This window comes from Kitasatospora aureofaciens (assembly GCF_019192735.1).
In the GTDB taxonomy this organism is placed as follows: Bacteria; Actinomycetota; Actinomycetes; order Streptomycetales; family Streptomycetaceae; genus Kitasatospora; species Kitasatospora aureofaciens_A.
In genome coordinates this window covers 22,898-46,085 of record NZ_JAHTKP010000060.1, presented here as the reverse complement: position 1 = coordinate 46,085, position 23,188 = coordinate 22,898, and the positions used below count along the sequence as shown (strand labels likewise).

Annotated in this window: 13 protein-coding genes and 1 rRNA gene; 11 read left to right on the top strand and 3 right to left on the bottom strand. The window is 72.9% G+C overall.

Translation table 11 applies throughout. The features are described from left to right. Position 1 precedes the first annotated feature (1 nt). Positions 2 to 118: ribosomal RNA gene (gene rrf, locus KV557_RS34250) — 5S ribosomal RNA — on the top strand. A gap of 98 nt (positions 119 to 216) precedes the next feature. Beyond that, complete coding sequence (locus tag KV557_RS34245) at positions 217 to 1,077, top strand: phosphatase PAP2 family protein (protein WP_218205475.1); 861 nt, start codon at positions 217 to 219, stop codon at positions 1,075 to 1,077. Here the strand turns inward: KV557_RS34245 and KV557_RS34240 are convergent. Both KV557_RS34240 and KV557_RS34235 read right to left on the bottom strand, forming a co-directional pair. Beyond that, the gene (locus KV557_RS34240; RefSeq protein ID WP_218205474.1) at positions 1,070 to 1,633 is read right to left on the bottom strand and encodes an acetate uptake transporter; all 564 of its coding nucleotides are present in this window, start codon (positions 1,631 to 1,633) and stop codon (positions 1,070 to 1,072) included. The two genes, KV557_RS34245 and KV557_RS34240, sit on opposite strands and share 8 nt — an antisense overlap. A 300-nt stretch (positions 1,634 to 1,933) precedes the next feature. Next, positions 1,934 to 4,495: a SpoIIE family protein phosphatase gene (locus tag KV557_RS34235; RefSeq protein ID WP_218205473.1), complete on the bottom strand. Its 2,562-nt coding sequence runs from the start codon at positions 4,493 to 4,495 to the stop codon at positions 1,934 to 1,936. Between the two features lie 575 nt (positions 4,496 to 5,070). On the opposite strand from KV557_RS34235, the gene KV557_RS34230 reads away from it, so the two are divergent. The 9 genes from KV557_RS34230 (at position 5,071) to KV557_RS34190 (ending at position 18,267) form a co-directional block, all read left to right on the top strand. Further along, positions 5,071 to 9,591: a HAMP domain-containing protein gene (locus tag KV557_RS34230; protein ID WP_374106711.1), complete on the top strand. Its 4,521-nt coding sequence runs from the start codon at positions 5,071 to 5,073 to the stop codon at positions 9,589 to 9,591. 289 nt (positions 9,592 to 9,880) lie between these two features. Next, positions 9,881 to 10,516, top strand: coding sequence for a response regulator (locus tag KV557_RS34225; RefSeq protein WP_218205471.1), 636 nt, complete (start codon positions 9,881 to 9,883; stop codon positions 10,514 to 10,516). A 137-nt stretch (positions 10,517 to 10,653) separates the two neighbouring features. Next, on the top strand, positions 10,654 to 13,329 hold the full coding sequence (locus tag KV557_RS34220; RefSeq protein WP_218205470.1) for a DNA translocase FtsK: 2,676 nt from the start codon (positions 10,654 to 10,656) through the stop codon (positions 13,327 to 13,329). 291 nt (positions 13,330 to 13,620) lie between these two features. Continuing rightward, on the top strand, positions 13,621 to 14,481 hold the full coding sequence (locus KV557_RS34215) for a helix-turn-helix domain-containing protein (protein ID WP_218205469.1): 861 nt from the start codon (positions 13,621 to 13,623) through the stop codon (positions 14,479 to 14,481). Positions 14,482 to 14,588: 107 nt separating this feature from the next. After that, on the top strand, positions 14,589 to 16,082 hold the full coding sequence (gene rimO / locus KV557_RS34210) for a 30S ribosomal protein S12 methylthiotransferase RimO (protein ID WP_218205468.1): 1,494 nt from the start codon (positions 14,589 to 14,591) through the stop codon (positions 16,080 to 16,082). Beyond that, on the top strand, positions 16,079 to 16,717 hold the full coding sequence (gene pgsA, locus KV557_RS34205; RefSeq protein WP_218205467.1) for a CDP-diacylglycerol--glycerol-3-phosphate 3-phosphatidyltransferase: 639 nt from the start codon (positions 16,079 to 16,081) through the stop codon (positions 16,715 to 16,717). Before rimO ends, pgsA begins: the two co-directional genes overlap by 4 nt. Positions 16,718 to 16,752: 35 nt before the next feature. Next, positions 16,753 to 17,217, top strand: coding sequence for a CinA family protein (locus KV557_RS34200; RefSeq protein WP_218205481.1), 465 nt, complete (start codon positions 16,753 to 16,755; stop codon positions 17,215 to 17,217). A gap of 318 nt (positions 17,218 to 17,535) precedes the next feature. Continuing rightward, complete coding sequence (locus tag KV557_RS34195) at positions 17,536 to 17,904, top strand: helix-turn-helix domain-containing protein (RefSeq protein ID WP_218205466.1); 369 nt, start codon at positions 17,536 to 17,538, stop codon at positions 17,902 to 17,904. 69 nt (positions 17,905 to 17,973) lie between these two features. Then, entirely contained in the window at positions 17,974 to 18,267 is a 294-nt protein-coding gene (locus KV557_RS34190; protein ID WP_218205465.1) for a hypothetical protein, read from the top strand. A gap of 48 nt (positions 18,268 to 18,315) precedes the next feature. On the opposite strand, the gene KV557_RS34185 is transcribed toward KV557_RS34190, so the two are convergent. Continuing rightward, positions 18,316 to 23,046, bottom strand: a complete 4,731-nt coding sequence (locus tag KV557_RS34185) for an ATP-dependent helicase (protein WP_218205464.1) — start codon at positions 23,044 to 23,046, stop codon at positions 18,316 to 18,318. Positions 23,047 to 23,188 lie beyond the last annotated feature (142 nt).

Here is a 23,188-nt window from a genome sequence, read left to right as displayed (position 1 = left end):
TTTCGGTGGTCATAGCGTGAGGGAAACGCCCGGTTACATTCCGAACCCGGAAGCTAAGCCTCACAGCGCCGATGGTACTGCAGGGGGGACCCTGTGGGAGAGTAGGACGCCGCCGAACAATCATTCCAAAAAGACCCCCTCCCATTCGGGAGGGGGTCTTTTTGCGTTACCCTCTGCCAACACGAACCGCAGCTCGGTGGAGAGGCACGATCCGCTTTGCAGAACCTGACTCTTACCTGGCAGTCCGCCGGGGGCACCGCGGTCGCTCTCTACGGCGGTGCGTACGTGGCCGCCCGGGTTCGGAAGCCGTCGCTGTCGGCGTTGTTGCGCGAGGCCGGCACGCTGTTGGCGCTGTTCGCACTCTGGCAGCTGGTGGGCCATCTGTCGGTGATGAGTGCGGACCACGCGCTGGACCGGGCGAGCTGGATCCATCGGACCGAGCTGGCGATCGGGTTGCCGGACGAGGCATCCTGGCAGGCGGCCATCACGCCGTATCCGGTGCTGGTGAGGCTGTCGAACTACTACTACGCGGTCATGCACTTCGCCGTGATGCTGGCCGTGCTGCTCTGGGTCTTCCTGCGGCACCGCGAGCGCTATGCATGGGTGCGCAACACGGTGGTGATCACGACCGCGATCTGTCTGCTCGTCCAGTTCATTCCGGTGGCGCCGCCCCGGATGCTGCCGCAGAACGGGTTCGTCGACGTGGCCGCGGAGTACGGGCAGTCGGTGTACGGGGGCGCGGTCGGCGGTGTGGTGGTGGCGGACCAGCTGTCGGCGATGCCGTCGGTGCACGTCGCCTGGTGTGTGCTGGCGGCGGTCGCGGTGATCCGGGTGTCGCCGAGCCCGTTCCGGTGGGTGATGCTGCTGCACCCGGTGCTGACGGTCGCGGTGGTCGTGGTGACCGCGAACCACTTCTGGGCGGATGGCATCGTCGCCGTCGCGATCCTGTTCTTCGCGTACACCGTCCTGGCGCTGGTGGCACGGCGGCGAGGCCGGATCTCCTCCGTCGACACGGTCGACGCGGAGAAGGCCCGGCCCCGCCAGGATGCGAAGGATCAGTCGAAGCAGGTCACTTGACCGGCAGGGCGATCCGCCCCCACTTGCCGTTGCTCAGCCTGGAGGTGGCCCAGTACCAGGCGATGAGCCCGGAGACCGCCGCCACCCAGCCGGCGACCTTGGCGAGACTGGTGTGGCTGCCGAACGCGGCGATGGCGGACAGGAGCAGTGACAGCGTCAGCAGGCCGTAGACGGCCCGACTGAACAGCCCGGCGCCCCAGCTGGCCGCAGTGAGGGTGAGGGCGAGCAGGGCCCACAGCAGCAGGAACAGCCCGGCGGCGTTCTTGCTCGCACCGCCGGCCACCGACCAGGTCGCCCAGAAGGCGCCGAGGCTGGTGAAGGCGGTGCCGGTGAAGCCCTCTCCGCCGCGGAGCTGCCAGAGGCCCGCGACGAACAGGGTGATTCCGCCGAGGACGTGGGCGAGATGTGCGGCGTCCCCGACCCCGGTGCCCTTGAGGATGCCGGTGGAGAGCAGGCCGTAGGCGAGCAGTGTGAGGCCGAGTGCGAGGTAGCCGAGGTTACCCGCGTCGGCTCCGGTGGAACGGGCGTTCGTTGCCCCGGTAGCTTCGTTGCTCACCGGAGGCTCCTTTCACTCTGGGCGCGCGCAGGGCGCAGTCAACGCAGTGGAGTGGTCCGATGGGGTGGATGCGTGCGACCGCGCCGAGGGCGCACGGCTGAGGCGTGCGCGGGCTGCGGTCAGAAGTGATGGGCCAGCGGGAGAGCCACTGGTCACGTCCCCTTCCGGGGGATTCCCCGGCGAGATCGGTGTACCCGGCCGGAGTCGCTTGTACCCTTGTGAATCGCACAATTTGTGGCGTTGTCAGCTGTGGAATGCTCACGAGCGGCCACCGGGCCGGGCCCGGCGTGGCAGATCTGCTCAGGCGGTGCGCTGGGCGGGCACCCGCAGGGTCAGGATGGCCATGTCGTCGGACGGCGGTTCCGGGGCGAAGCGTTCGACGGCGCGCTGCACGCGCATCGCGACGGCTCCGGCGGTCAGGCCGGTGCAGCCGGTGAGGACCTCGGCGAGGCCGTCGTCGCCCAACATCCGTCGGCCCTCGCGGCGTTCGGTCACGCCGTCGGTGACGCAGAGCAGGACCTCGCCGGGGGCGAGCACGAGGTGTTCGGCGGTGAGGTCGAGGTCGTCCATGACGCCGAGCAGCGGCTGCGGGGTGGCGGCGCGGTCCACCTGGCCGTCGGTGCGCAGCCGCAGCGGCAGCGGGTGGCCGGCGCAGACCAGGGACAGTTCGGTGCTGCCGTCCGGTCGGGGCGTCAGCTCGCCGTAGAGCAGGGTGAGGAAGCGGCTGCGTGAACCCTCGTCCAGGATGGCCGCGTTGAGCCGGCTGAGGACCTGCGGGGCGTCCAGGCCCTCGCGAGCGAGCAGCCGGAGCGAGTGCCGGGCGAGGCCGGTGACGGAGGCGGCCTCGGGGCCGGTGCCGCAGACGTCGCCGATGGCGAAGCCGTAGGTGCCCTCGCGGATGGTGAACAGGTCGTAGAAGTCGCCCCCGACCTCGTTGCCCTCGCCGGCGGCCTGGTAGTAGACGTCCACCTCGACACCCGGGATCTCGGGCAGGTCCGGCGGGAGCAGGCTGCGCTGGAGGGCCTGGCTGGTGGCCGTGCGCTCGGAGTAGAGGCGGGAGTTGTCGAGGGCGAGGGCGGCCCGGCGGGACAGGTCCTCGGCGAGTTCGAGGATCTCCTGCCGGAACCGGACGCCGGCCGGGGTGCCGAGGGCGAGCAGGCCGATGACGCGGTTGCGGGCGGTGAGTGGCAGGACGACCGTCTCGCCGAGCAGGCCGGAGAGTTCGGGGCCGTCGGTGAGCCCGCCGGCGGCGGCGGTCTCGGCGGGCGCGGGCCAGAAGCGGGCGCTGTGGGCCGGGCCGGCCTCCGGGGCGGGGGTCTTGCCGAGCAGGTCGCGCAGCGGGTCGATCCGGTCCTCGTCCTCGTGCAGGACGAAGGCGAGGCGGGGCGCGGCGCCGTGGTCGCCCTTGGTGTAGACGGCGCACCAGGAGGCGAGGGTGGGGACGGCCATCTGGGCCATCAGCGCGAGGGTCTGCTCGTGTTCGAGGGTGCCGGCGAGCAGGTCGGAGGCCTCGACGAGGAAGGAGAGCGAGCCTCTGCGCAGCCGTTCGAGCTCGGTGAGGCGGGTGCTCTCGACGGCGAGGGCCACCCGGTCGGCGGCGAACTGCAGGCGCAGCGCGTCCTCGTTGTCGTAGCGGCCGGGGGCGGCGGTGGCGATGCCGAGCGAGCCGATCAGCCGGCCCTCGACCTTGAGCGGGACGGTGACCAGCGAGCGCATGCCGCTGCCGTCGAGCAGGGGCAGTCCGGTCGGACGGGCGGTCAGGTCCTCGTGGACGGAGGGCAGCCGGGCGGAGTCGTAGCGGTTGCCGCTCTCGACCGGGAAGCGGGCGTGCCGGCGGTGCCCGGTGGTGAGGCCGGTGGCGGCGCGGACCTCGAACTCGTTCTCGTCGTCGGTGGTGAGCAGCAGGTACGCGGCGTCGGCGTCGAGCAGGTCGCGGGCCCGGTCGACGGTGCGCTGGAGGAGGGTGTCGAGGTCGTCGGTGGCGACCGGGCCGGCCAGCAGGTCGAGCCGGGGGCCGGTCTGGTCGGGGCGCTCGCCGGGCAGGGCGCGGGCCGGGGAGCGGAGCACCGCGCGGTCGGGTTCGAGGACGAGCAGGCAGAGCGTGGAGGGTACGCCCTCGGTGTCGCGGACGCGGACCTGGACGCCGTACACCTCGACCGTGCGGCCGTCGGCGCGGCGGACGGCGAAGCCGCCCTCCCAGCGGGCCAGCCGCAGCGTCTCGGCGAGGCCGAGCCCGCGGGCGGGGGCGTCGGGCCAGACGGCGAGGTCGGCCCAGGGGCGGCCGAGGACGGCGTCGGCGGGGTGCCGGAAGAGCGCCTCGGCGTCGGGGTTCCAGGCGAGGACGCGGCCGTCGTCGTCGAGCTGGACGACGGCGACGTGCACCGGGCCGGGGCCGCTGGGCAGGTCGCTGCCGGGGGTGGCGGGGACGGCGTAGCGGGTCCCGGCGACCGGGACGGGAAGGGCGAGCCGGAACCAGACGGTCTTGCGGCCGGCCGCGTACTCGACGCCCCAGCGCTCGGCCAGCGCGGAGCACATCAGCAGGCCGCGGCCGCCCTCGCCGTCCGGGTCGGCGTAGCGGTCGGAGGCGGTGACGGGTCCGTCGGTGAAGGCGGGCAGGCCGCGTTCGGGGTGGTGGTCGGTGACCTCGATCCGGACGGTCTCCTCCTCGCGCAGGCAGCAGACCTCGGCGGCGGTGCCGGCGTGTACGACGGCGTTGGTGACCAGTTCGCTGACCAGGACGACGGCGTCGTCGACGACCTCGGGCAGGCCCCAGCCGAGCAGCGCGTCCCGGACGAAGCTGCGGGCGGCGGCCGCCGACCGGCCGTCGGGGTCGAAGGTGGCGGCTGCGCGCGCGGTGACCACGTTGCCACGTCTCCTCTGTTGCTCCGGCTGGTTGTCCCGGGGTGCTTCGCCGACTCCCCGTGCGCGCCGGCGGGGTGAGCGTCGGCGCTGGGTCGGGTCGTGGCCCGGTGCAGCGCTCCACCCTACTTTCCGCTTGGTTCCCCGTGGGGGCGGGGCGTCGAAACAGGCACCAGAGGGTGATTCTGCCCACCTGTTTCTGGAGAGGCGGTAACAACCGTGTGCAACCGGCCGTATACCCGGCGCCGTTGCTGCCAGACTGGGGGGTCCGCGACGGCCGGTCGGAGCAGTACGGTCGATGCGGGTGCCGGTGTGCCGAGAGGGGCGGCCGGTGCGCAGCCCAGCCGGGCCGGTGCCCTGGCCCGGGCCCGATGGGGCACGGACGGTCACCGGACAGTTCACGACGTGGGAGGGGCCCGTTGAGTTCGGCCACCAAGGACGCAACCGGTACGACGCCGCCCGCTCAGCGCGGCGGTCGCTCCGGGGCCGCGCCGCGGAACGCGGCCGGCCGGCGAGCGAACCACAGCCGCGGCGCGGAGCCGGCCGAGCTGCGCAAGCTGCTGTCGGCGCTGACGGCGATGCGCGACGGCAACTTCCGGCGCCGGCTGACGGTTCCGGGCGACGGGCCGCTGGCGGAGATCGCCGCGGTGTTCAACGAGGTTGCCGAGCGCAACCAGCACCTGACCGGTGAACTGGCCCGGGTCCGGCGGGCGGTCGGCCGCGAGGGCCGGTTGAACGAGCGGCTGGAGACCGGCGCGGGCGAGGGTGCCTGGATGGCGGCGGTCGACAACTGCAATGCGCTGATCGACGATCTGGCCCGTCCGATGGCCGAGGTGGGCCGGGTGCTGACCTCGATCGCCGAGGGCGACCTGGACCAGAAGATGGAGCTGCGGTCGCTGCACAGCAACGGGGTGAGCCACCCGCTGCGCGGCGAGTACCTGAAGATCGGGCGGACCGTCAACGGACTGGTGGACCAGCTCTCGGAGTTCACCGACGAGGTGACCCGGGTGGCCCGCGAGGTCGGCACCGAGGGCAAGCTCGGCGGGCAGGCCAAGGTCCGCAGTGTGTCCGGGAGTTGGAAGGACCTGGCGGACTCGGTCAACACCATGGCCGGGCGGCTGACCGCGCAGGTGCGCAACATCGCCCAGGTGACCACCGCGGTGGCGAAGGGCGACCTGTCCCGCAAGGTCACCGTCGAGGTGGCCGGCGAGATGCTGGAGCTGAAGAACACCGTCAACACGATGGTGGACCAGCTCAACGGCTTCGCCGCGCAGGTCACCAGGGTCGCCCGGGACGTCGGCACCGAGGGCCGGCTCGGCGGTCAGGCGCAGGTGCCGGGCGTGGCCGGGGTCTGGCGGGACCTGACCGACTCGGTGAACTTCATGGCCGACAACCTGACCGGCCAGGTCCGCAACATCGCCCAGGTGACCACCGCGGTGGCGCGCGGGGACCTCTCGCAGAAGATCGAGGTGGACGCGCGCGGCGAGATGCTGGAGCTGAAGAACACCATCAACACGATGGTGGACCAGCTGTCCGGCTTCGCCGAGCAGGTGACCCGGGTGGCCCGCCAGGTGGGCACCGAGGGGCGCCTGGGCGGTCAGGCGCAGGTGCCCGGCGCGGCCGGGGTGTGGCGCGATCTGACCGACAACGTCAACTTCATGGCGAACAACCTCACCGATCAGGTGCGGAACATCGCCCAGGTGACGACCGCGGTCGCCAAGGGCGACCTGTCGCAGAAGATCCAGGTGGACGCGCGCGGGGAGATCCTGGAGCTGAAGAACACCATCAACACGATGGTGGACCAGCTGGGCGCCTTCGCGGACGAGGTGACCAGGGTCGCCCGGGACGTCGGCACCGAGGGCATCCTCGGCGGCCAGGCGAGCGTGCCGGGGGTGTCCGGCACCTGGAAGGACCTGACCAACTCCGTCAACCTGATGGCCAACAACCTGACCAGCCAGGTCCGCAACATCGCCGAGGTGACCACCGCGGTCGCCCGCGGCGACGTCTCGAAGAAGATCACCGTCGACGCCCGGGGCGAGATCCTGGAGCTGGTGACCACCGTCAACACCATGGTCGACCAGCTGTCGGCGTTCGCCGACGAGGTCACCCGCGTCGCCCGCGAGGTGGGCACCGAGGGCATCCTCGGCGGCCAGGCCCGGGTGCGCGGGGTGTCGGGCATCTGGAAGGACCTGACCGACAACGTCAACTTCATGGCGTCCAACCTGACCGGCCAGGTGCGCAACATCGCCGAGGTCGCCAGCGCGGTGGCCCGCGGCGACCTCTCCAAGAAGATCACCATCGAGGCGCAGGGCGAGGTCGCGGCGCTCGCCGGCACCCTGAACACCATGGTCGACCAGCTCTCCTCCTTCGCGGTGGAGGTCACCAGGGTGGCCCGCGAGGTAGGCACCGACGGCACGCTGGGCGGCCAGGCGAGCGTGCCGGGCGTGGCCGGCATCTGGAAGGACCTGACCGACAACGTCAACCTGATGGCCAACAACCTCACCGGCCAGGTGCGCAACATCGCGCTGGTGATCACGGCGGTGGCCCGCGGTGACCTGTCGCAGAAGATCGACGTCGACGCGCGCGGTGAGATCCTGGAACTCAAGACCAGCATCAACACCATGGTCGACCAGCTGTCCGCCTTCGCCGACGAGGTCACCCGCGTCGCCCGCGAGGTGGGCACCGACGGACGCCTCGGCGGCCAGGCCCGGGTGCCCGGCGTGGACGGCACCTGGCAGGACCTCACCGAGTCGGTGAACGAGCTGGCCAACAACCTGACCCGGCAGGTGCGCGCGATCGCCCAGGTCGCCACCGCGGTGACCAGGGGCGACCTGAGCCTGCGGATCGACGTGGACGCGGCGGGAGAGCTCGACGAGCTCAAGGACAACATCAACCAGATGATCGCCAACCTGCGCGAGACCACCCGCACCAACCAGGAGCAGGACTGGCTCAAGACCAACCTGGCCCGGATCTCCGGCCTGCTCCAGGGCCGCCGGGACCTGGAGGCCGTCGCCTCGCTGATCATGACCGAGCTGACCCCGGTGGTCTCCGCCCAGCACGGCGCGTTCTTCCTCGCCCAGCCGGCCGGCCGCACCGCCGAACTGATCACCGAGGACGACGACGAGAACGACACCGTGCTGCGCCTGATCGGCAGCTACGGCTACCAGCGGCGCGCGATGCCGACCACCTTCCGGCCCGGCGAGTCGCTGATCGGCCAGGCCGCGGTGGAGAAGCGGGCGATCATCCTCAAGGAGGCGCCGCCCGGGTACCTCAAGATCGCCTCGGGCCTCGGGGAGGCCTCGCCGGCCCACATCGTGGTGCTGCCGGTGCTGTTCGAGGGCCGGCTGCTGGGCGTCATCGAGCTGGCCACCTTCAGCTCCTTCACCACCGTCGCCCTGGACTTCCTCAACCAGATCGCCGACCTGATCGGGGTCACCGTCAACACCATCAGCGTCAACACCAAGACCGAGGGCCTGCTGCTGGAGTCCCAGCGGCTCACCGCCGAACTCTCGATGCGATCGGCCGAGTTGGAGGCGCGCCAGGAGGAACTGGAGCGCACCAACGAGGAGTTGCAGGAGAAGGCCGAGCAACTCGCCCAGCAGAACCGCGACATCGAGATCAAGAACAGCGAGATCGAGGAGGCCCGGCAGGTCCTGGAGGAGCGCGCCGAACAGCTCGCCCTGGCCTCCCGCTACAAGAGCGAGTTCCTCGCCAACATGTCGCACGAGCTGCGCACCCCGCTCAACTCGCTGCTGATCCTGGCCAAGCTGCTCTCCGACAACAACGAGGGCAACCTCTCGCCCAAGCAGGTCGAGTTCGCCGACACCATCCACGGCGCCGGCTCCGACCTGCTCCAGCTGATCAACGACATCCTCGACCTCTCCAAGGTCGAGGCCGGCAAGATGGACGTCCGCCCGGCCCGGATCGCCCTGGTCCAGCTGGTCGACTACGTCGAGGCCACCTTCCAGCCGGTCGCGCTGGACAAGAACCTGGACTTCGCCGTCCGGGTCTCGCCGGCCCTGCCGGTCACCCTGCACACCGACGAGCAGCGGCTCCAGCAGGTGCTGCGCAACCTGATCTCCAACGCGGTCAAGTTCACCGACGCGGGCGCCGTCGACTTCTCGATCAGCCCGGGCGGACCGGACGTGCCGCAGCACGTGCGCGAGCAGCTGCTGGAGTCCGGCGCGATCAAGGACCCGGACGACCGGCTGATCGCCTTCGCCGTCTCCGACACCGGTATCGGCATCCCCGGCAACAAGCTGCGGGAGATCTTCGAGGCTTTCAAGCAGGCCGACGGCACCACCAGCCGCAAGTACGGCGGCACCGGCCTCGGCCTGTCCATCAGCCGGGAGATCGCCCGGCTGCTCGGTGGCGAGATTCACGCCGAGAGCGAGCTCGGCAAGGGCTCCACCTTCACCCTCTACCTGCCGCTGCGCACCGAGGCCCCGGACGCCGGCTCCGCCGAGCGCCCCGCCGACCGCCAGACGGGGTCGAACACCCCGACGCTGCGTGCCTCGGTCGGCGTGACCCCGGTGGGCGTGCCCGTCCCGGTCGGCGAGAACCCGGCCGACCACTGGGCCCAGGAGGTCCGCGAACTCGCCGAGGAGCGCCGCCGCGGCGCGGTGGAACGCCGGCGCACCGCCGCCCTGGAGGCGCCCGCCGAGGGCCGCCTCGCGGAGCCGGTGCCGCTGCGCCCCGGGCGTACCGACGCCCGGTTCGACGGCCAGCAGGTGCTGATCGTGGACGACGACGTCCGCAACGTGTTCGCCCTCACCAGCGTCCTGGAACAGCACGGCCTGACCGTCCTGTACGCCGAGAACGGCCGCGAGGGCATCGAGATGCTGGAGCAGCACGAGCACGTCGCGCTGGTCCTGATGGACATCATGATGCCGGAGATGGACGGCTACGCGACCACCGAGGCGATCCGCCGGATGCCCCAGTTCGCCGGCCTGCCGATCATCGCGCTGACCGCCAAGGCGATGAAGGGCGACCGCGAGAAGTCCCTGGCGGCCGGTGCCACCGACCACATCACCAAGCCGGTGGAGACCGACCACCTGCTGTCGGTGATGCACGAGTGGCTGAGGCCGGATCGCGCCTGAGGCCAGGGGCGCGCACCCGGGCCGGGCTCCGGGGTGCGCGCCGGTCGGGGGGCCGGTTTGCTGGCGGGGAGGGCCGGGAACCCGGTAGGGTCACCGATCGTTGCGAACAGTGACCGGATGACGACACGCTGCTGAGCGTGCGCCGGAGCACTGCCTGCGTGCCGCTCCGAACCGGTTCGCGACGGAGCGATGTGCCGGGCGAGGGGGTGCGGCTAGCATGACCGGGGTAGCGGTGGGCAGTACGCGAGTGCCATCACCGGGCAGGCAGGCGACAGGAGGGCGGGCCCAGATGCAGAAGGCGAAGATCCTCCTGGTCGACGACCGGCCGGAGAACCTGCTGGCACTGGAGGCGATCCTGTCGGCGCTCGATCAGACGCTGGTGCGCGCCGCGTCCGGCGAGGAGGCGCTCAAGGCGCTGCTGACCGACGACTTCGCGGTGATCCTGCTGGACGTCCAGATGCCCGGGATGGACGGCTTCGAGACGGCCGCCCACATCAAGCGCCGCGAGCGCACCCGGGACATCCCGATCATCTTCCTCACCGCGATCAACCACGGCCCGCACCACACCTTCCGCGGCTACGCGGCCGGGGCCGTCGACTACATCTCCAAGCCCTTCGACCCGTGGGTGCTGCGCGCCAAGGTCTCCGTCTTCGTCGACCTGTACGTGAAGAACTGCCAGCTGAAGGAGCAGGCCGCGCTGCTGCGGCTGGAACTGGAGGCGGGCGGCGGCGAGCCGGCCCTCGGCGGGGCGCTGCTCGGCGAGCTGTCCGCCCGGCTGGCGGCGGTCGAGGAGCAGGCGGAGGCGCTGGGCAAGCAGCTGGACGGCAGCGCGGACGCCGGGGTGGCCGCCACCGCGGCGCACCTGGAGCGCAAGCTCGCCGGGCTGCGCAGGGCCCTGGACGCGCTGCGCCCGGGAACGGCGTAAACCGCCACCGCGCCCTCGCCCGTCCGGGTGAAGATCCGGGGCGCCCGGGTGAAACCGGGTCAGCGTGACGGTGTGTCGACACTCCGGGGGCCCGTGGCTCGGTGCGCCGGTGGCGTGCACCGGTAGGCTGCTGAGCCATGGCCACTCGTACGCCCGGGAACGCAGCACGTAAGTCGAGTCCGGGACCGTCCAAGAAGGCCGCGGCGAAGGCCCCGGGCAAGCCGCCCGTGAAGAAGGCGGCAGCCCGCAAGGCCCCCGCGAAGAAGACGGCGGCCAGGCCGGCCCCGCCACCGCCGCCTCCGACCAGGTCGGTACTGATGCGCGCCCTCAATGCCCTGGCGAGCCCGATCGCGGCCGTCTTCCGGGGCTTCGGCGACGGCGCCAAGAACCTCCACCCGGCCCACCGCAAGGACGGGCTGGGTCTGGTGCTGTTCGCGCTCGCCCTGATCACCGCCGCGGGCACCTGGTTCAGCCCACAGGGCTGGCTCGGCGAGGCGGCCACCGCCGTCGTCTCCGGGCTGTTCGGGCGGCTCGATGTGTTGGTGCCCTTCCTGCTGGCCGGGATAGCGATCCGGCTCTGGCGCCACCCGGAGCTGCCGGAGGCCAACGGCCGGATCGTGATCGGCCTGAGCGCGCTGGTGGTCGGTACCCTCGGCCTGGTCCACATCGGCTGCGGTGCGCCCATGATGGGCAGCGGCGCGTCCCGGATAAGGGGGGCCGGCGGCATCATCGGCTGGGCCGTGTCCACCCCGATGATGGCCGCCGCGGGCCCGGCGCTGGCCGTGCCGCTGCTCCTGCTGCTGGCCTTCTTCGGCCTGCTGGTGGTCACCGCCACCCCGGTCAACCGCATCCCCGAGCGGCTGCGGGCGGCGGGCGTGCGGCTCGGCGTGGTCGAGCCCGGGCCGGAGGACGAGCTGGGCGAGGGGCGTACGCCGGAGCGCGATCTGTCCACCGAGCCGCCGGAGGACGCCGACCCGTCGGCCCTGCCGTTCACTGTGGACAGCGAGGACCCGGGCGACGAGGTGGCCGCCCGCCGCCGCCGTCGCCGCCGTCGCAAGCACGCTGACGACGAGGAGCAGCCCGAAGCCGTCCGGGTGTCCTTGGACAAGGAGCCGGTCGACCCGTACGCCACCCGTGACCTCGCCGCCGGCGCCGCCGCCGATCTGGACGGTGCGCTGGTCTACGGCGTGCCCGCCTCCTCCGCGGTGGCGAACATGATGCACCAGGTGCAGGACCGTACCGCCCCGCCGGAGGAGGCCGCCGTCCCGGGGGCCCGCAGTGGCAGCCCGGGCGCGCCGGAGGAGCACGGCGCGGCCCCGGTGCGGATGGAGCAGCTCCAGCTCGCCGGCGACATCACCTACGCCCTGCCCTCGCTCGACCTGCTGGAGCGCGGCGGCCCGGCCAAGGCCCGCAGCGCGCTCAACGATGAGGTGGTGGCCCAGCTCACCGGCACGTTCGCCGAGTTCAAGGTGGACGCCAAGGTCACCGGCTTCACCCGGGGCCCGACGGTCACCCGCTACGAGGTCGAGCTCGGCCCGGCCGTCAAGGTGGAGCGGATCACCGCGCTCGCCAAGAACATCGCGTACGCGGTGGCCAGCGCGGACGTGCGGATCATCAGCCCGATCCCGGGCAAGTCCGCGGTCGGCATCGAGATCCCCAACCGGGACCGCGAGATGGTCAACCTCGGCGACCTGCTGCGCTCGCGCACGGCCGCCGAGGACACCCACCCGATGGTCGTCGGCATGGGCAAGGACGTCGAGGGTCACACCGTGATGGCCAACCTCGCCAAGATGCCGCACATCCTGGTGGCCGGCGCGACCGGCGCGGGCAAGTCGTCCTGCATCAACTGCCTGATCACCTCGATCCTCGCCCGGGCCACCCCGGACGAGGTGCGGATGGTGCTGGTCGACCCCAAGCGGGTCGAACTGACCGCGTACGAGGGCATCCCGCACCTGGTCACGCCGATCATCACCAATCCCAAGAAGGCCGCCGAGGCCCTCCAGTGGGTGGTGCGCGAGATGGACATGCGCTACGACGACCTCGCGGCGTTCGGCTTCCGGCACGTGGACGACTTCAACGCGGCCGTGCGGGCCGGCAAGGTCACCCCGCCGCTCGGCAGCGAGCGCGAGCTGACGCCGTACCCGTACCTGCTGGTGATCGTCGACGAGCTGGCCGACCTGATGATGGTCGCGCCGCGCGACGTCGAGGACTCGGTGGTCCGGATCACCCAGCTGGCCCGTGCGGCCGGCATCCACCTGGTGCTCGCCACCCAGCGGCCCTCGGTGGACGTGGTCACCGGTCTGATCAAGGCCAACGTGCCGTCCCGGCTGGCCTTCGCGACCTCCGCGATGGCCGACTCCCGGGTCATCCTGGACCAGCCCGGGGCGGAGAAGCTGATCGGCAAGGGCGACGCGCTCTTCCTGCCGATGGGCGCCAGCAAGCCGATCCGCATGCAGGGCGCGTTCGTCACCGAGGCGGAGATCGCCGCGGTGGTGCAGCACTGCAAGGACCAGCTGACCGCCGTCTACCGGGACGACGTGATGGTCGGCGGCGGGCCGAAGAAGGAGATCGACGAGGAGATCGGCGACGACCTCGACCTGCTGATCCAGGCCGCTGAGCTGGTGGTCTCCACCCAGTTCGGCTCGACCTCGATGCTCCAGCGCAAGCTCCGGGTCGGCTTCGCCAAGGCGGGCCGGCTGATGGACCTGATGGAGTCGCGCGGGATCGTCGGGCCGAGCGAGGGCTCCAAGGCGCGCGACGTGCTGGTGAAGCCGGACGAGCTGGACGGGGTGCTGGTCACCCTGCGGGGCTGACGGGCCGTGCCCCGGACGGCCCGTACCCGAACGGCTCGTGTCCTGAATGAGGTGTCACTCGTTCGGAGGAGGGTAGGCGCGATGTATGGAACCGAACGTCCGTACCCCGCGTCACAGGCCGGAAAGCGATTACCGCGTGCCCCGTGCGCGACCCCGCTGACGACCGGTCAGCGCGGGCCGGCCCCGACCGGGGCGGGCGCGCGCATTCGGGCCTGTCCTGCTTGAGAACCGATCCGCCTCCGCCCCTAGACTGTTCCCAGCAGGTGGCCATCCGCTCGAAAGGCGTGCCCCGTGACCATCGGCAAGTCCCCCGACCGCGAGAACGCCCCGTCGTCCGCCGAGCCGAGCGACGCGGTGCACCCGGCCGATGCCCCGAGCATCGGCCGGGTGCTGTCCGCCGCCCGGATCGAGGCCGGGCTCACGGTGGACCAGGTGAGTACGGCGACCCGCGTCCGGGTGCCGATCGTGCATGCGATCGAGGAGGACGAGTTCGGCCGCTGCGGCGGCGACTTCTACGCCCGCGGCCACATCCGCGCGATCGCCCGCGCGGTCGGCGTGGACGGCGAGGCGCTGGTCGCCCGCTACGACGCCGCGCACGGCGGCTCGCCGGCCTCCAGGCGGCCCACCCAGCTGATCGACAGCGGCCCGATCAAGGTGCCCGGCCGCAGCCGGCCGAACTGGACCGTCGCCATGGTCGCCGCGATCGTCGCGGTGGTCGCCCTGATCGGCTTCAACCTGGTGAGCGGCAAGGGCGGCCACACCACCACCGGCTCTGCCAGCGCGCCGCTGCCCAGCGGCTCCGGCACCGGCTCGGTCGCCCCCGAGCCCTCGCCCTCCGTGCAGCCGCCGGCCCCCGCGTCGAGCGCCGCCGCGATCGCCGCCGTCCCGGCCGACAAAGTCACCGTGAAGCTGGTCGCCGAGGGCGGCACCAGCTGGGTCTCGGCGACGGACGGCAACGGGAAGTCGCTGTTCCAGAACAACATCGGCAACGGCCAGGACCAGACCTTCACCGACCCCAAGCAGATCAAGCTGGTGCTCGGCAACGGCGGGGCCGTGCACGCGTACGTCAACGGCAAGGACCTCGGCCTGCTCGGCAAGGACGGCCAGGTGGTGCACGTCACGTACACCCCCGGCGACCCGCAGGCGGGCTGACCACAGGGGTGTGCGGCGGGCCCGGCGGCCCGGCGAGGATCCGGTTGAACGAGGCGCGCGGCCTCCGGGGCGAACGGCACCGGGGACCGCGCGTTAATCTTGGCCCTATGCCTGAACGCCGTACTGTCGCCCTTGTCACGCTCGGATGCGCCCGCAACGAGGTGGACTCCGAGGAACTCGCCGGGCGACTGGAGGCCGACGGCTGGTTGCTCGTCGACGACGCCGCCGAGGCCGATGTCGCCGTCGTCAACACCTGCGGCTTCGTCGAGGCCGCCAAGAAGGACTCCGTGGACGCCCTGCTTGAGGCCAACGACCTCAAGGGGCACGGCCGCACCCAGGCCGTCGTCGCCGTCGGCTGCATGGCCGAGCGGTACGGCAAGGAACTCGCCGACGCGCTGCCCGAGGCGGACGGCGTGCTCGGCTTCGACGACTACGCCGACATCTCCGACCGCCTGCAGACCATCCTCTCCGGCGGCCACCACGCCCCGCACATCCCGCGCGACCGCCGCAAGCTGCTGCCGATCAGCCCGGCCGAGCGGCAGTCCGCCGCCGAGGCCGTCGCGCTGCCCGGCCACGGCGCCGCCGAGACCCCCGCCGAGCCGATCGCCGACCTGCCCGAGGGCGTCGCGCCCGCCTCCGGCCCGCGCACCCTGCGCAAGCGGCTGGACGACAACCCGGTCGCCTCGGTCAAGCTCGCCTCCGGCTGCGACCGGCGATGTTCCTTCTGCGCCATCCCGGCGTTCCGCGGCTCGTTCATCTCCCGCCGCCCCTCCGACGTGCTGCACGAGGCCCAGTGGCTGGCCGGACAGGGCGTCCGCGAGGTCGTGCTGGTCAGCGAGAACAACACCTCGTACGGCAAGGACCTCGGCGACATCCGGCTGCTGGAGACGCTGCTCGGCGAGATCTCCGCGATCGACGGCGTCGAGCGGGTTCGGGTCTCCTACCTGCAGCCCGCCGAGATGCGCCCCGGCCTGATCGACGCGATGACCGGCACCGCGGACGTCGTGCCCTACTTCGACCTGTCCTTCCAGCACTCGGCGCCCGCCGTCCTGCGCCGGATGCGCCGCTTCGGCTCCACCGACCAGTTCCTGGAGCTGCTGAAGACCATCCGCGACAAGGCCCCGCAGGCCGGCGCCCGGTCCAACTTCATCGTCGGCTTCCCCGGCGAGACCGAGGAGGACTTCGCCGAGCTCGAACGCTTCGTCACGCACGCCGGACTGGACGCGATCGGCGTCTTCGGCTACTCGGACGAGGACGGCACCGAGGCCGCGACCTACGACGGCAAGCTGCCGGAGGACGTCGTCGCCGAGCGGCTGGACCGGCTCAGCCGGCTCGCCGAGGAGATGACCGCCCAGCGCGCCGAGCAGCGGATCGGCACCGAGGTCGAGGTGCTGATCGAGTCCGTCGAGGACGGCGTGGTCGAGGGCCGGGCCGCCCACCAGGCCCCGGAGACGGACGGCCTGACCACCCTCACCGGCGTCGAGAACCCGGAGATCGGCCGGTTCTACCGGGCTCGGGTGGTCGCCAGCGAGGGCGTCGACCTGATCGCCGAGGCGCTGGAGCAGGTGCGGGTCCGCCAGGCCCCGGGAGCCGGGGAATGACCAAGGGGCCCGGCGCCCCGGCCGCGGCCCACCCGGACCGACCGGCGGCCGAGGGGCCGCCGGCGCCGGCTATCTGGAACATCGCCAACATGCTCACGATGCTCCGGCTCCTGCTGGTGCCGGTCTTCGTGGCGCTGCTGTTCGCCGGCGGCGGGCACGACCCCAAGTGGCGCTCGGTGGCCTGGGCCTCCTTCGCCGTTGCGATGATCACCGACTTGTTCGACGGCGAGCTGGCCCGGCGCAAGGGCCTGGTCACCGACTTCGGCAAGATCGCCGACCCGATCGCCGACAAGGCGATCATGGGCTCGGCGCTGATCGGCCTGTCGATACTGGGCGACCTGCCCTGGTGGGTCACCGCGGTGATCCTGGCCCGCGAGCTCGGCATCACCGTGATGCGCTTCTGGGTGATCCGCTACGGCGTCATCCCGGCCAGCCGGGGCGGCAAGCTCAAGACCCTGACTCAGGGCATCGCGGTCGGCATGTACGTGCTGGAGCTGACCGGCTGGCTCGCCACCGCGCGGGCCGTCCTGATGGGCCTGGCGGTGCTGCTGACCGTCGGCACCGCGCTGGACTACATCGGGCAGGCGCTACGCCTGCGCCGCGAGGGACTGGCCGCGGAGCGCGCGGACCGGTGAACGGGAACGGGGGAGACCGGGTGACCGACTACGAGCTGGCGGTACGGGCGCACGCGGCGCTGCGCGGGGAGGGCAGCACGGTGGCCGTCGCCGAGTCGCTGACCGGCGGGCTGCTGGCGGCGGCGCTGGTGGACGTCCCCGGGGCGTCCGCGACCTTCCGGGGCTCGGTGACCGCGTACGCGACCGAGCTGAAGGCCTCGGTGCTCGGGGTGGACGAGGGACTGCTCGCCGTCCACGGGCCGGTGCACCCGGTGGTGGCGCGGCAGATGGCCGACGGCGTGCGGCGGTTGCTGGGGGCGACCTACGGGCTCGCGACGACCGGGGTGGCCGGGCCCGAGTCGCAGGACGGGCAGCCGGTGGGCACGGTACACCTCGCGGTCGCCGGTCCGGGCGGAACTCTGGTCAGTTCGCCCCGCCTGTCCGGGGAGCGTGCCACAATCCGTCACGGTGCGGTGACTGCCGCACTGGAGCTGCTTGTCGGCAGGCTTCCGGCCCGCTAGAACGTCGCCCGCAGAGGGTCTCCACCGAACCGAGATCTGCCGAAGTGGCGCGCGGGCATGGCACGGCTGGAGGATCGTGTTACATCCAAGGGCCTGGTTGGGCAAGAACCAGGTGGCGAACGAGTTGCGTGACGGTGACCGGGCGGCCCGCGACGGGTACCAGAAGGGGCCCGCGGACCCGGGGACGACACCGGAACGAGGAGGGGGACAGCCTTGCAGCCCACAGTGAACACGACCAGGGTCCCCGCACGCGAAGCGGGCAAGGCGGTACGGTGGGGGCGTGACATCTCGATCCGCAGTCCGAGGAGGGAGGCACCGATGATCCTGCTCCGTCGCCTACTGGGCGATGTACTGCGTCGGCAGCGCCAGCGCCAGGGCCGCACACTCCGCGAGGTGTCGGCGGCCGCCAGGGTTTCGCTCGGGTACCTCTCCGAGGTCGAGCGGGGGCAGAAGGAGGCCTCGTCCGAGCTGCTCTCCGCCATCTGCGACGCACTCGACGTCCGGATGTCCGAGGTCATGCGCGAGGTCAGCGACGAACTGTCGCTCGCCGAACTTGCGGCGATGGCAACCCTCTCGGAAGGTGATCTGCTGAGGCCGGTACTCGAACCGGTACAGCTGCCCGCCCCCGGCGCCGACCGGGCGAACATGTCGCCCAAGGCCGCCGCGATGGACGTGGTCGCCGCCTGATCCGGCCTCGTACTCCCGGGAACCTGTTCGATGCAGGAAAGGTCTCGGGGCGAGCGAAGGAGGGCGGTCGTGCGGAGAGTCGCGACGGTGCGCACGGTGGCCCGAATACGGCTCCGGCTGCGGCGCCTGGTGCCGTGGCCGGCCCGCTGGGTCCTGGTGGTCCTGTCGGCGGGGCTCGCCTGGTGGCTCCTGGTGGTCCGGGGGCAGCTGGCGGACGGCGCGGTGCTCGGACTGCTCGTGGCCGGCGGTTGGGGGCTCGGTCTCATCCCGGTCCACGCCGACCGGAGTGCGACCGGACCGGTCCGCCGACGCGAGCGCGAGGCCGTGGAGCGGGCGGAAGCGCAGCCGCCTTCGACCGGGTGAATGGTGTGTACGAAGGCCGCGGGGCGTTGACCCCGCGGCCTTCGGCGTCTATGGCCGCAGGCGCAGGCCGCGCGGGGTGGCGTGGAAGCCGGCCTCCTCCAGGACGGCGCCGAGCGCCGAGCCGAGCGCGGGCTCGCCGTTGGCCCGCTCGACCGTGACGCTGCCTAGCGCGCCCTCCCGGACGGCGGTGGCGAGCGCGGAAGCGGCCAGCGCCCGGGTGGCCTCGTCCTCCGGCCAGGCCAGCAGGGACTTGCCGCCACGCTCGATGTACAGCGCCAGCTCGCCGTCCACCAGCACCACCAGGGCGCCCGCCTTGCGGCCGGGGCGGTGCGCCTTGGCGTTCTTGGCCTCCTTGGTCTCCTTGGCGCCGGGGGCCGCCGGGGGCTCGGGCCAGGGCAGGGCGGCGCCGTAGGCGTTCGCCGGATCGGCGGCGGCCAGCACCAGCACCTGCGGCGGCTCGGCGGCCGGGCCGGCCGGCCACTCGGTGGCCCGGGCCCGCTCCAGCCGGCCGCTGACCGACCGCAGCCGGTCCGCCGCGCCCTCCATGGCGAACTGGGCGCCGCCCAGGCCCTCGACGAAGTAGCCCCGGCGGGCCCGGCCGCGCTCCTCCATCGCGGCGAGCACCCGGTACACCCCGGCGAAGCCGCCCGGCACCCGTTCGGCCGCCACCGTGCCCCGGGTCAGCAGGCCGTGCCGGTCCAGCAGGCTCTGCGCCTGGGCGGTGGCCCGGACCGTCGGGTCGGCGGCGAAGGCGGGCAGCAGCGACCAGCGCCCGGCCACCGTCGGCGGGCCGCTGCGCAGGGCGCCGCCGACCCGGCCGAAGGGGCGGCCGGCGCCGCCGTAGCGGCCCCGCGGGGTGGCCCGGGGGGCGCGGTGGGCGGTCGCCCCCGCCGTCCGGCCGGAGCCGAGCAGGGCGCGCAGCGGGGCGAGGGTGTCGTTGCTGACGTAGCCGGCCCAGACGAGGTCCCACAGGGCCTCGACGATCTCCGGCTCGGGGGTCTCGTCGCCGTCGGCGCGGAGCCGTTCGACCAGCTGGCGGAAGAACAGGCCGTAGCCGCCGGTGAGGGCCGCCATCAGGGCGCTGTGCAGCGGGGTGACGGCCGGCGGGACGGGCTCGGGGCGCAGCAGGTGGGCGTTCTCGGCCAGGTGCAGGCTGATCCAGCCGTCCTTGCCGGGCAGCGCGCCGGCCCCGCACCAGCCGAGCTCGCCGGCCGCCATCAGCTCGTCCAGCAGGCCGGGGGAGTAGTCGGTGAGCCGGGCCGGGAGGATCAGCTTCTCCAGGGCGGAGGCGGGCAGGGCGGTGCCCTGGAGCTGCTCGACCACCCGGAGCAGGCCGTCCGGGCCGCGCAGCCGGTGGCCGGCCAGGTGCTGCCACTGGGGGAGGAAGGCGGCCAGGGCGCGCGGCGGGACGGGCTCGACCTCCTGGCGCAGGGCGGCCAGCGAGCGGCGGCGCAGTCGGCGCAGGACCTCGGCGTCGCACCACTCGACGGTGGCGGTGTGGCCCTCGACCGGCCGGAACTCGCCCTGGACGAGGCGGCCGGCGGCGGTGAGGCGGTGCAGGACGCCGGTGACGACGGCGGTGCCCAGGCCGTAGTGGGCGGCGGCCTCGGCGGCGGTGAACGGGCCGTGGGTGCGGGCGTGCCGGGCGAGCAGGTCGCCCAGCGGGTCCTTGACCGGCTCGGTGAAGGCTTCGGGGACGCCGACCGGCAGCGGGGTGCCGAGGGCGTCGCGCAGCCGTCCGGCGTCCTCGATGGCGGCCCAGCGCTGCTCGCCGGCGATCCGGACCTGGATCACCCGGCGGGCGGCCTCCAGCTCCAGGGCCCAGAGCGGTTCGGCGCCGCGGGCGGTGAGTTCGGCCTCGGCGAGCGGGCCGAGCAGGCGCAGCGCGTCGGCGACGCCCTCGGCGTCCTTGATCCGGCGCTCGGGGGTGCGGCGCTGGAGCTCGGCCTCCAGCTCGGCGAGCACCTGTGGGTCGAGCAGTTCGCGGAGCTCGGCCTGGCCGAGGAGCTCGGAGAGCAGCCGGGAGTCGAGCGAGAGGGCGGCGGCGCGGCGCTCGGCGAGCGGGGAGTCGCCCTCGTAGAGGAACTGGGCGACGTAGCCGAAGAGCAGCGAGCGGGCGAAGGGGGAGGGTTCGGGGGTGGTGACCTCGACCAGGCGGACGGCGCGGGATTCCAGGTCGCCCATCAGCTCGACCAGGCCGGGGACGTCGAAGACGTCCTGCAGGCACTCCCGGACCGCCTCCAGGACGATCGGGAACGAGCCGTACTCGGAGGCGACTTCGAGCAGCTGGGCGGCGCGCTGGCGTTGCTGCCAGAGTGGGGTGCGGCGGCCGGGGCTGCGGCGCGGGAGCAGCAGGGCGCGGCCGGCGCACTCGCGGAAGCGGGAGGCGAACAGGGCGGAGCCGCCGACCTGGTCGGTGACGAGCTGCTCGATCTCGCCGGGCTCGAACAGGGCGGCGTCGGCGCCGACCGGGGCGTCGTCCGAACTCGCCTGTTCGGAGGGGCCCCTCATATCGAAGTCAGGGGCAAGCAGGTCGGCGTCGGGGAGGCGGAGCACGATGCCGTCGTCGGCGTGCATGACCTGCGGGTCGAGGCCGTGCTTCTCGCGCAGCCGCGCGCCGAGGGCGAGGGCCCAGGGGGCGTGCACCTGGGCGCCGAAGGGGGAGTGGATGACGATCCGCCAGTCGCCGAGTTCGTCCCGGAAGCGCTCGACGACGATGGTGCGGTCGTCCGGGAGGTGGCCGCAGGCGGTGCGCTGCTCGGCGAGGTAGTCGAGCAGGTTGTCGGCGGCCCAGTCGTCCAGGCCGGCCGCGCGGAGCCGGGCGGTGGCGGCCTCGGGCTTGAGCGAGCCCAGCTCACGGGTGAACGCGCCGAGGGCCCGGCCGAGTTCGAGCGGGCGGCCGAGGGTGTCGCCCTTCCAGAACGGGAGCCGGCCGGGGATGCCGGGGGCGGGGGTGACGAGCACCTTGTCGTGGGTGATCTCCTCGATCCGCCACGAGGTGGTGCCGAGGGTGAACACGTCGCCCACGCGGGACTCGTAGACCATCTCCTCGTCGAGCTCTCCGACCCGGCCGCCGCCCTTCTTGCCCGTTTTTGAATCGGACCCAGTTGCGCCGGCGATGAAGACGCCGAACAGGCCGCGGTCGGGGATGGTGCCGCCGGAGGTGACGGCGAGGCGCTGGGCGCCGGGGCGGCCGGTGACGGTGCCGGCCACCCGGTCCCAGACCAGGCGGGGGCGCAGCTCGGCGAAGGCGTCCGAGGGGTAGCGGCCGGCCAGCATGTCGAGCACCGCGTCGAAGGCGGACTGCGGGAGGGTGGCGAAGGGCGCGGCGCGGCGGACCACGGCGAGCAGGTCGTCCACCGGCCAGGTGTCCAGCGCCGTCATGGCGACCAGCTGCTGCGCGAGCACGTCCAGCGGGTTGCGCGGGATCCGCAGGGCCTCGATCCGGCCGGCCCGCATCCGCTCGGTGACCACGGCGGACTGGACGAGGTCCCCCCGGTACTTGGGGAAGACGACGCCGGTGGAGACGGCGCCGACCTGGTGACCGGCCCGGCCGACCCGCTGGAGGCCGGAGGCGACCGAGGGCGGGGACTCGACCTGGACGACCAGCTCGACGGCGCCCATGTCGATGCCCAGCTCCAGGCTGGAGGTGGCGACCACGGCGGGCAACCGGCCGGCCTTCAACTCCTCCTCGACCAGGGCTCGTTGCTCCTTGGAGACGGAGCCGTGGTGGGCCCGGGCGATGACCGGCGGGACGCCCTTGGCCGCGCCCGAGCCGCCCATCAGCTGGGCGGGGGCGTGCGCCTCGGGGGCGGCGGCGCCGGTGGTGCGCTCGAAGGCGATCTCGTTCAGCCGGTTGCACAGGCGCTCGGCGAGGCGGCGGGAGTTGGCGAAGACGATGGTCGAGCGGTGGGCCTGGACCAGGTCGACGATCCGCTCCTCGACGTGCGGCCAGATCGAGGCCTGGCGCTGCGGATCGCTGTCGGAGGAGCCGCCGGTGGCGGGGGCGGCGGGCAGGTCGTCCAGGTCGGGGACGGGGACGACCACCGAGAGGTCGAACTCCTTGGCGGCGGCGGGCTGGACGACGGTGGCGCCGCGCTGCGGGCTCAGGAAGCGGGCCACCTCCTCGACCGGGCGGACGGTGGCGGACAGGCCGATCCGGCGGGCCGGGCGGTCCAGCAGCTCGTCCAGCCGCTCCAGGCTGAGCGCGAGGTGGGCGCCGCGCTTGGTGCCGGCGACCGCGTGCACCTCGTCGAGGATCACCGTGTCGATGCCGCGCAGGGCCTCCCGGGAGGCGGAGGTGAGCAGCAGGAACAGGGACTCGGGGGTGGTGATCAGGATGTCCGGCGGGTGGGTGGCGAAGCGCCGGCGGTCGGCGGCGGGGGTGTCGCCGGAGCGGATGGCGACCTGGACGTCCGGCTCGGGCAGGCCGAGCCGGACGGCGGCCTGGTGCAGACCGGCCAGCGGAGCGCGCAGGTTCCGTTCGACGTCCACGGCGAGGGCCTTGAGCGGCGAGATGTAGAGGACCCGGCAGCGGCGCTTGGGCTCGGCGGGGTGCGGGGTGTTGCTGAGCCGGTCGAGGGCGGAGAGGAAGGCGGCGAGCGTCTTGCCGGAGCCGGTGGGGGCGACCACCAGGACGTCGGTCCCCTGCCCGATGGCGCGCCAGGCCTCGGACTGGGCGGTGGTGGGGGCGGGGAAGGCGCCCGTGAACCAGGCCCGGGTGGCCGGGGCGAATCCGGCCAGCGGGTCGGTGGGCGGGGTCTGCTGCTGGGGCGCCATGCCCCCATGGTGCCGGGTGGGACCGACAACGGGGGGCGTTGTGAGGGGGGTGTAGTTAAAGGAGCAAAAAAGACAATCCGCTCATATGGTGATGATTCAGGCCCATGATCAACCCGTCGGCCTGCGGGACCGACGAGCGGAG

Bases quoted from the DNA above. Each gene is read 5' to 3' on its own strand.
- KV557_RS34230 (WP_374106711.1), top strand. From the start codon at position 5,071: ATGCGCGACGGCAACTTCCGGCGCCGGCTGACGGTTCCGGGCGACGGG.
- KV557_RS34225 (WP_218205471.1), top strand. From the start codon at position 9,881: ATGCAGAAGGCGAAGATCCTCCTGGTCGACGACCGGCCGGAGAACCTG.
- KV557_RS34220 (WP_218205470.1), top strand. From the start codon at position 10,654: ATGGCCACTCGTACGCCCGGGAACGCAGCACGTAAGTCGAGTCCGGGA.
- rimO (WP_218205468.1), top strand. From the start codon at position 14,589: ATGCCTGAACGCCGTACTGTCGCCCTTGTCACGCTCGGATGCGCCCGC.
- pgsA (WP_218205467.1), top strand. From the start codon at position 16,079: ATGACCAAGGGGCCCGGCGCCCCGGCCGCGGCCCACCCGGACCGACCG.
- KV557_RS34195 (WP_218205466.1), top strand. From the start codon at position 17,536: ATGATCCTGCTCCGTCGCCTACTGGGCGATGTACTGCGTCGGCAGCGC.
- KV557_RS34185 (WP_218205464.1), bottom strand. From the start codon at position 23,046: ATGGCGCCCCAGCAGCAGACCCCGCCCACCGACCCGCTGGCCGGATTC.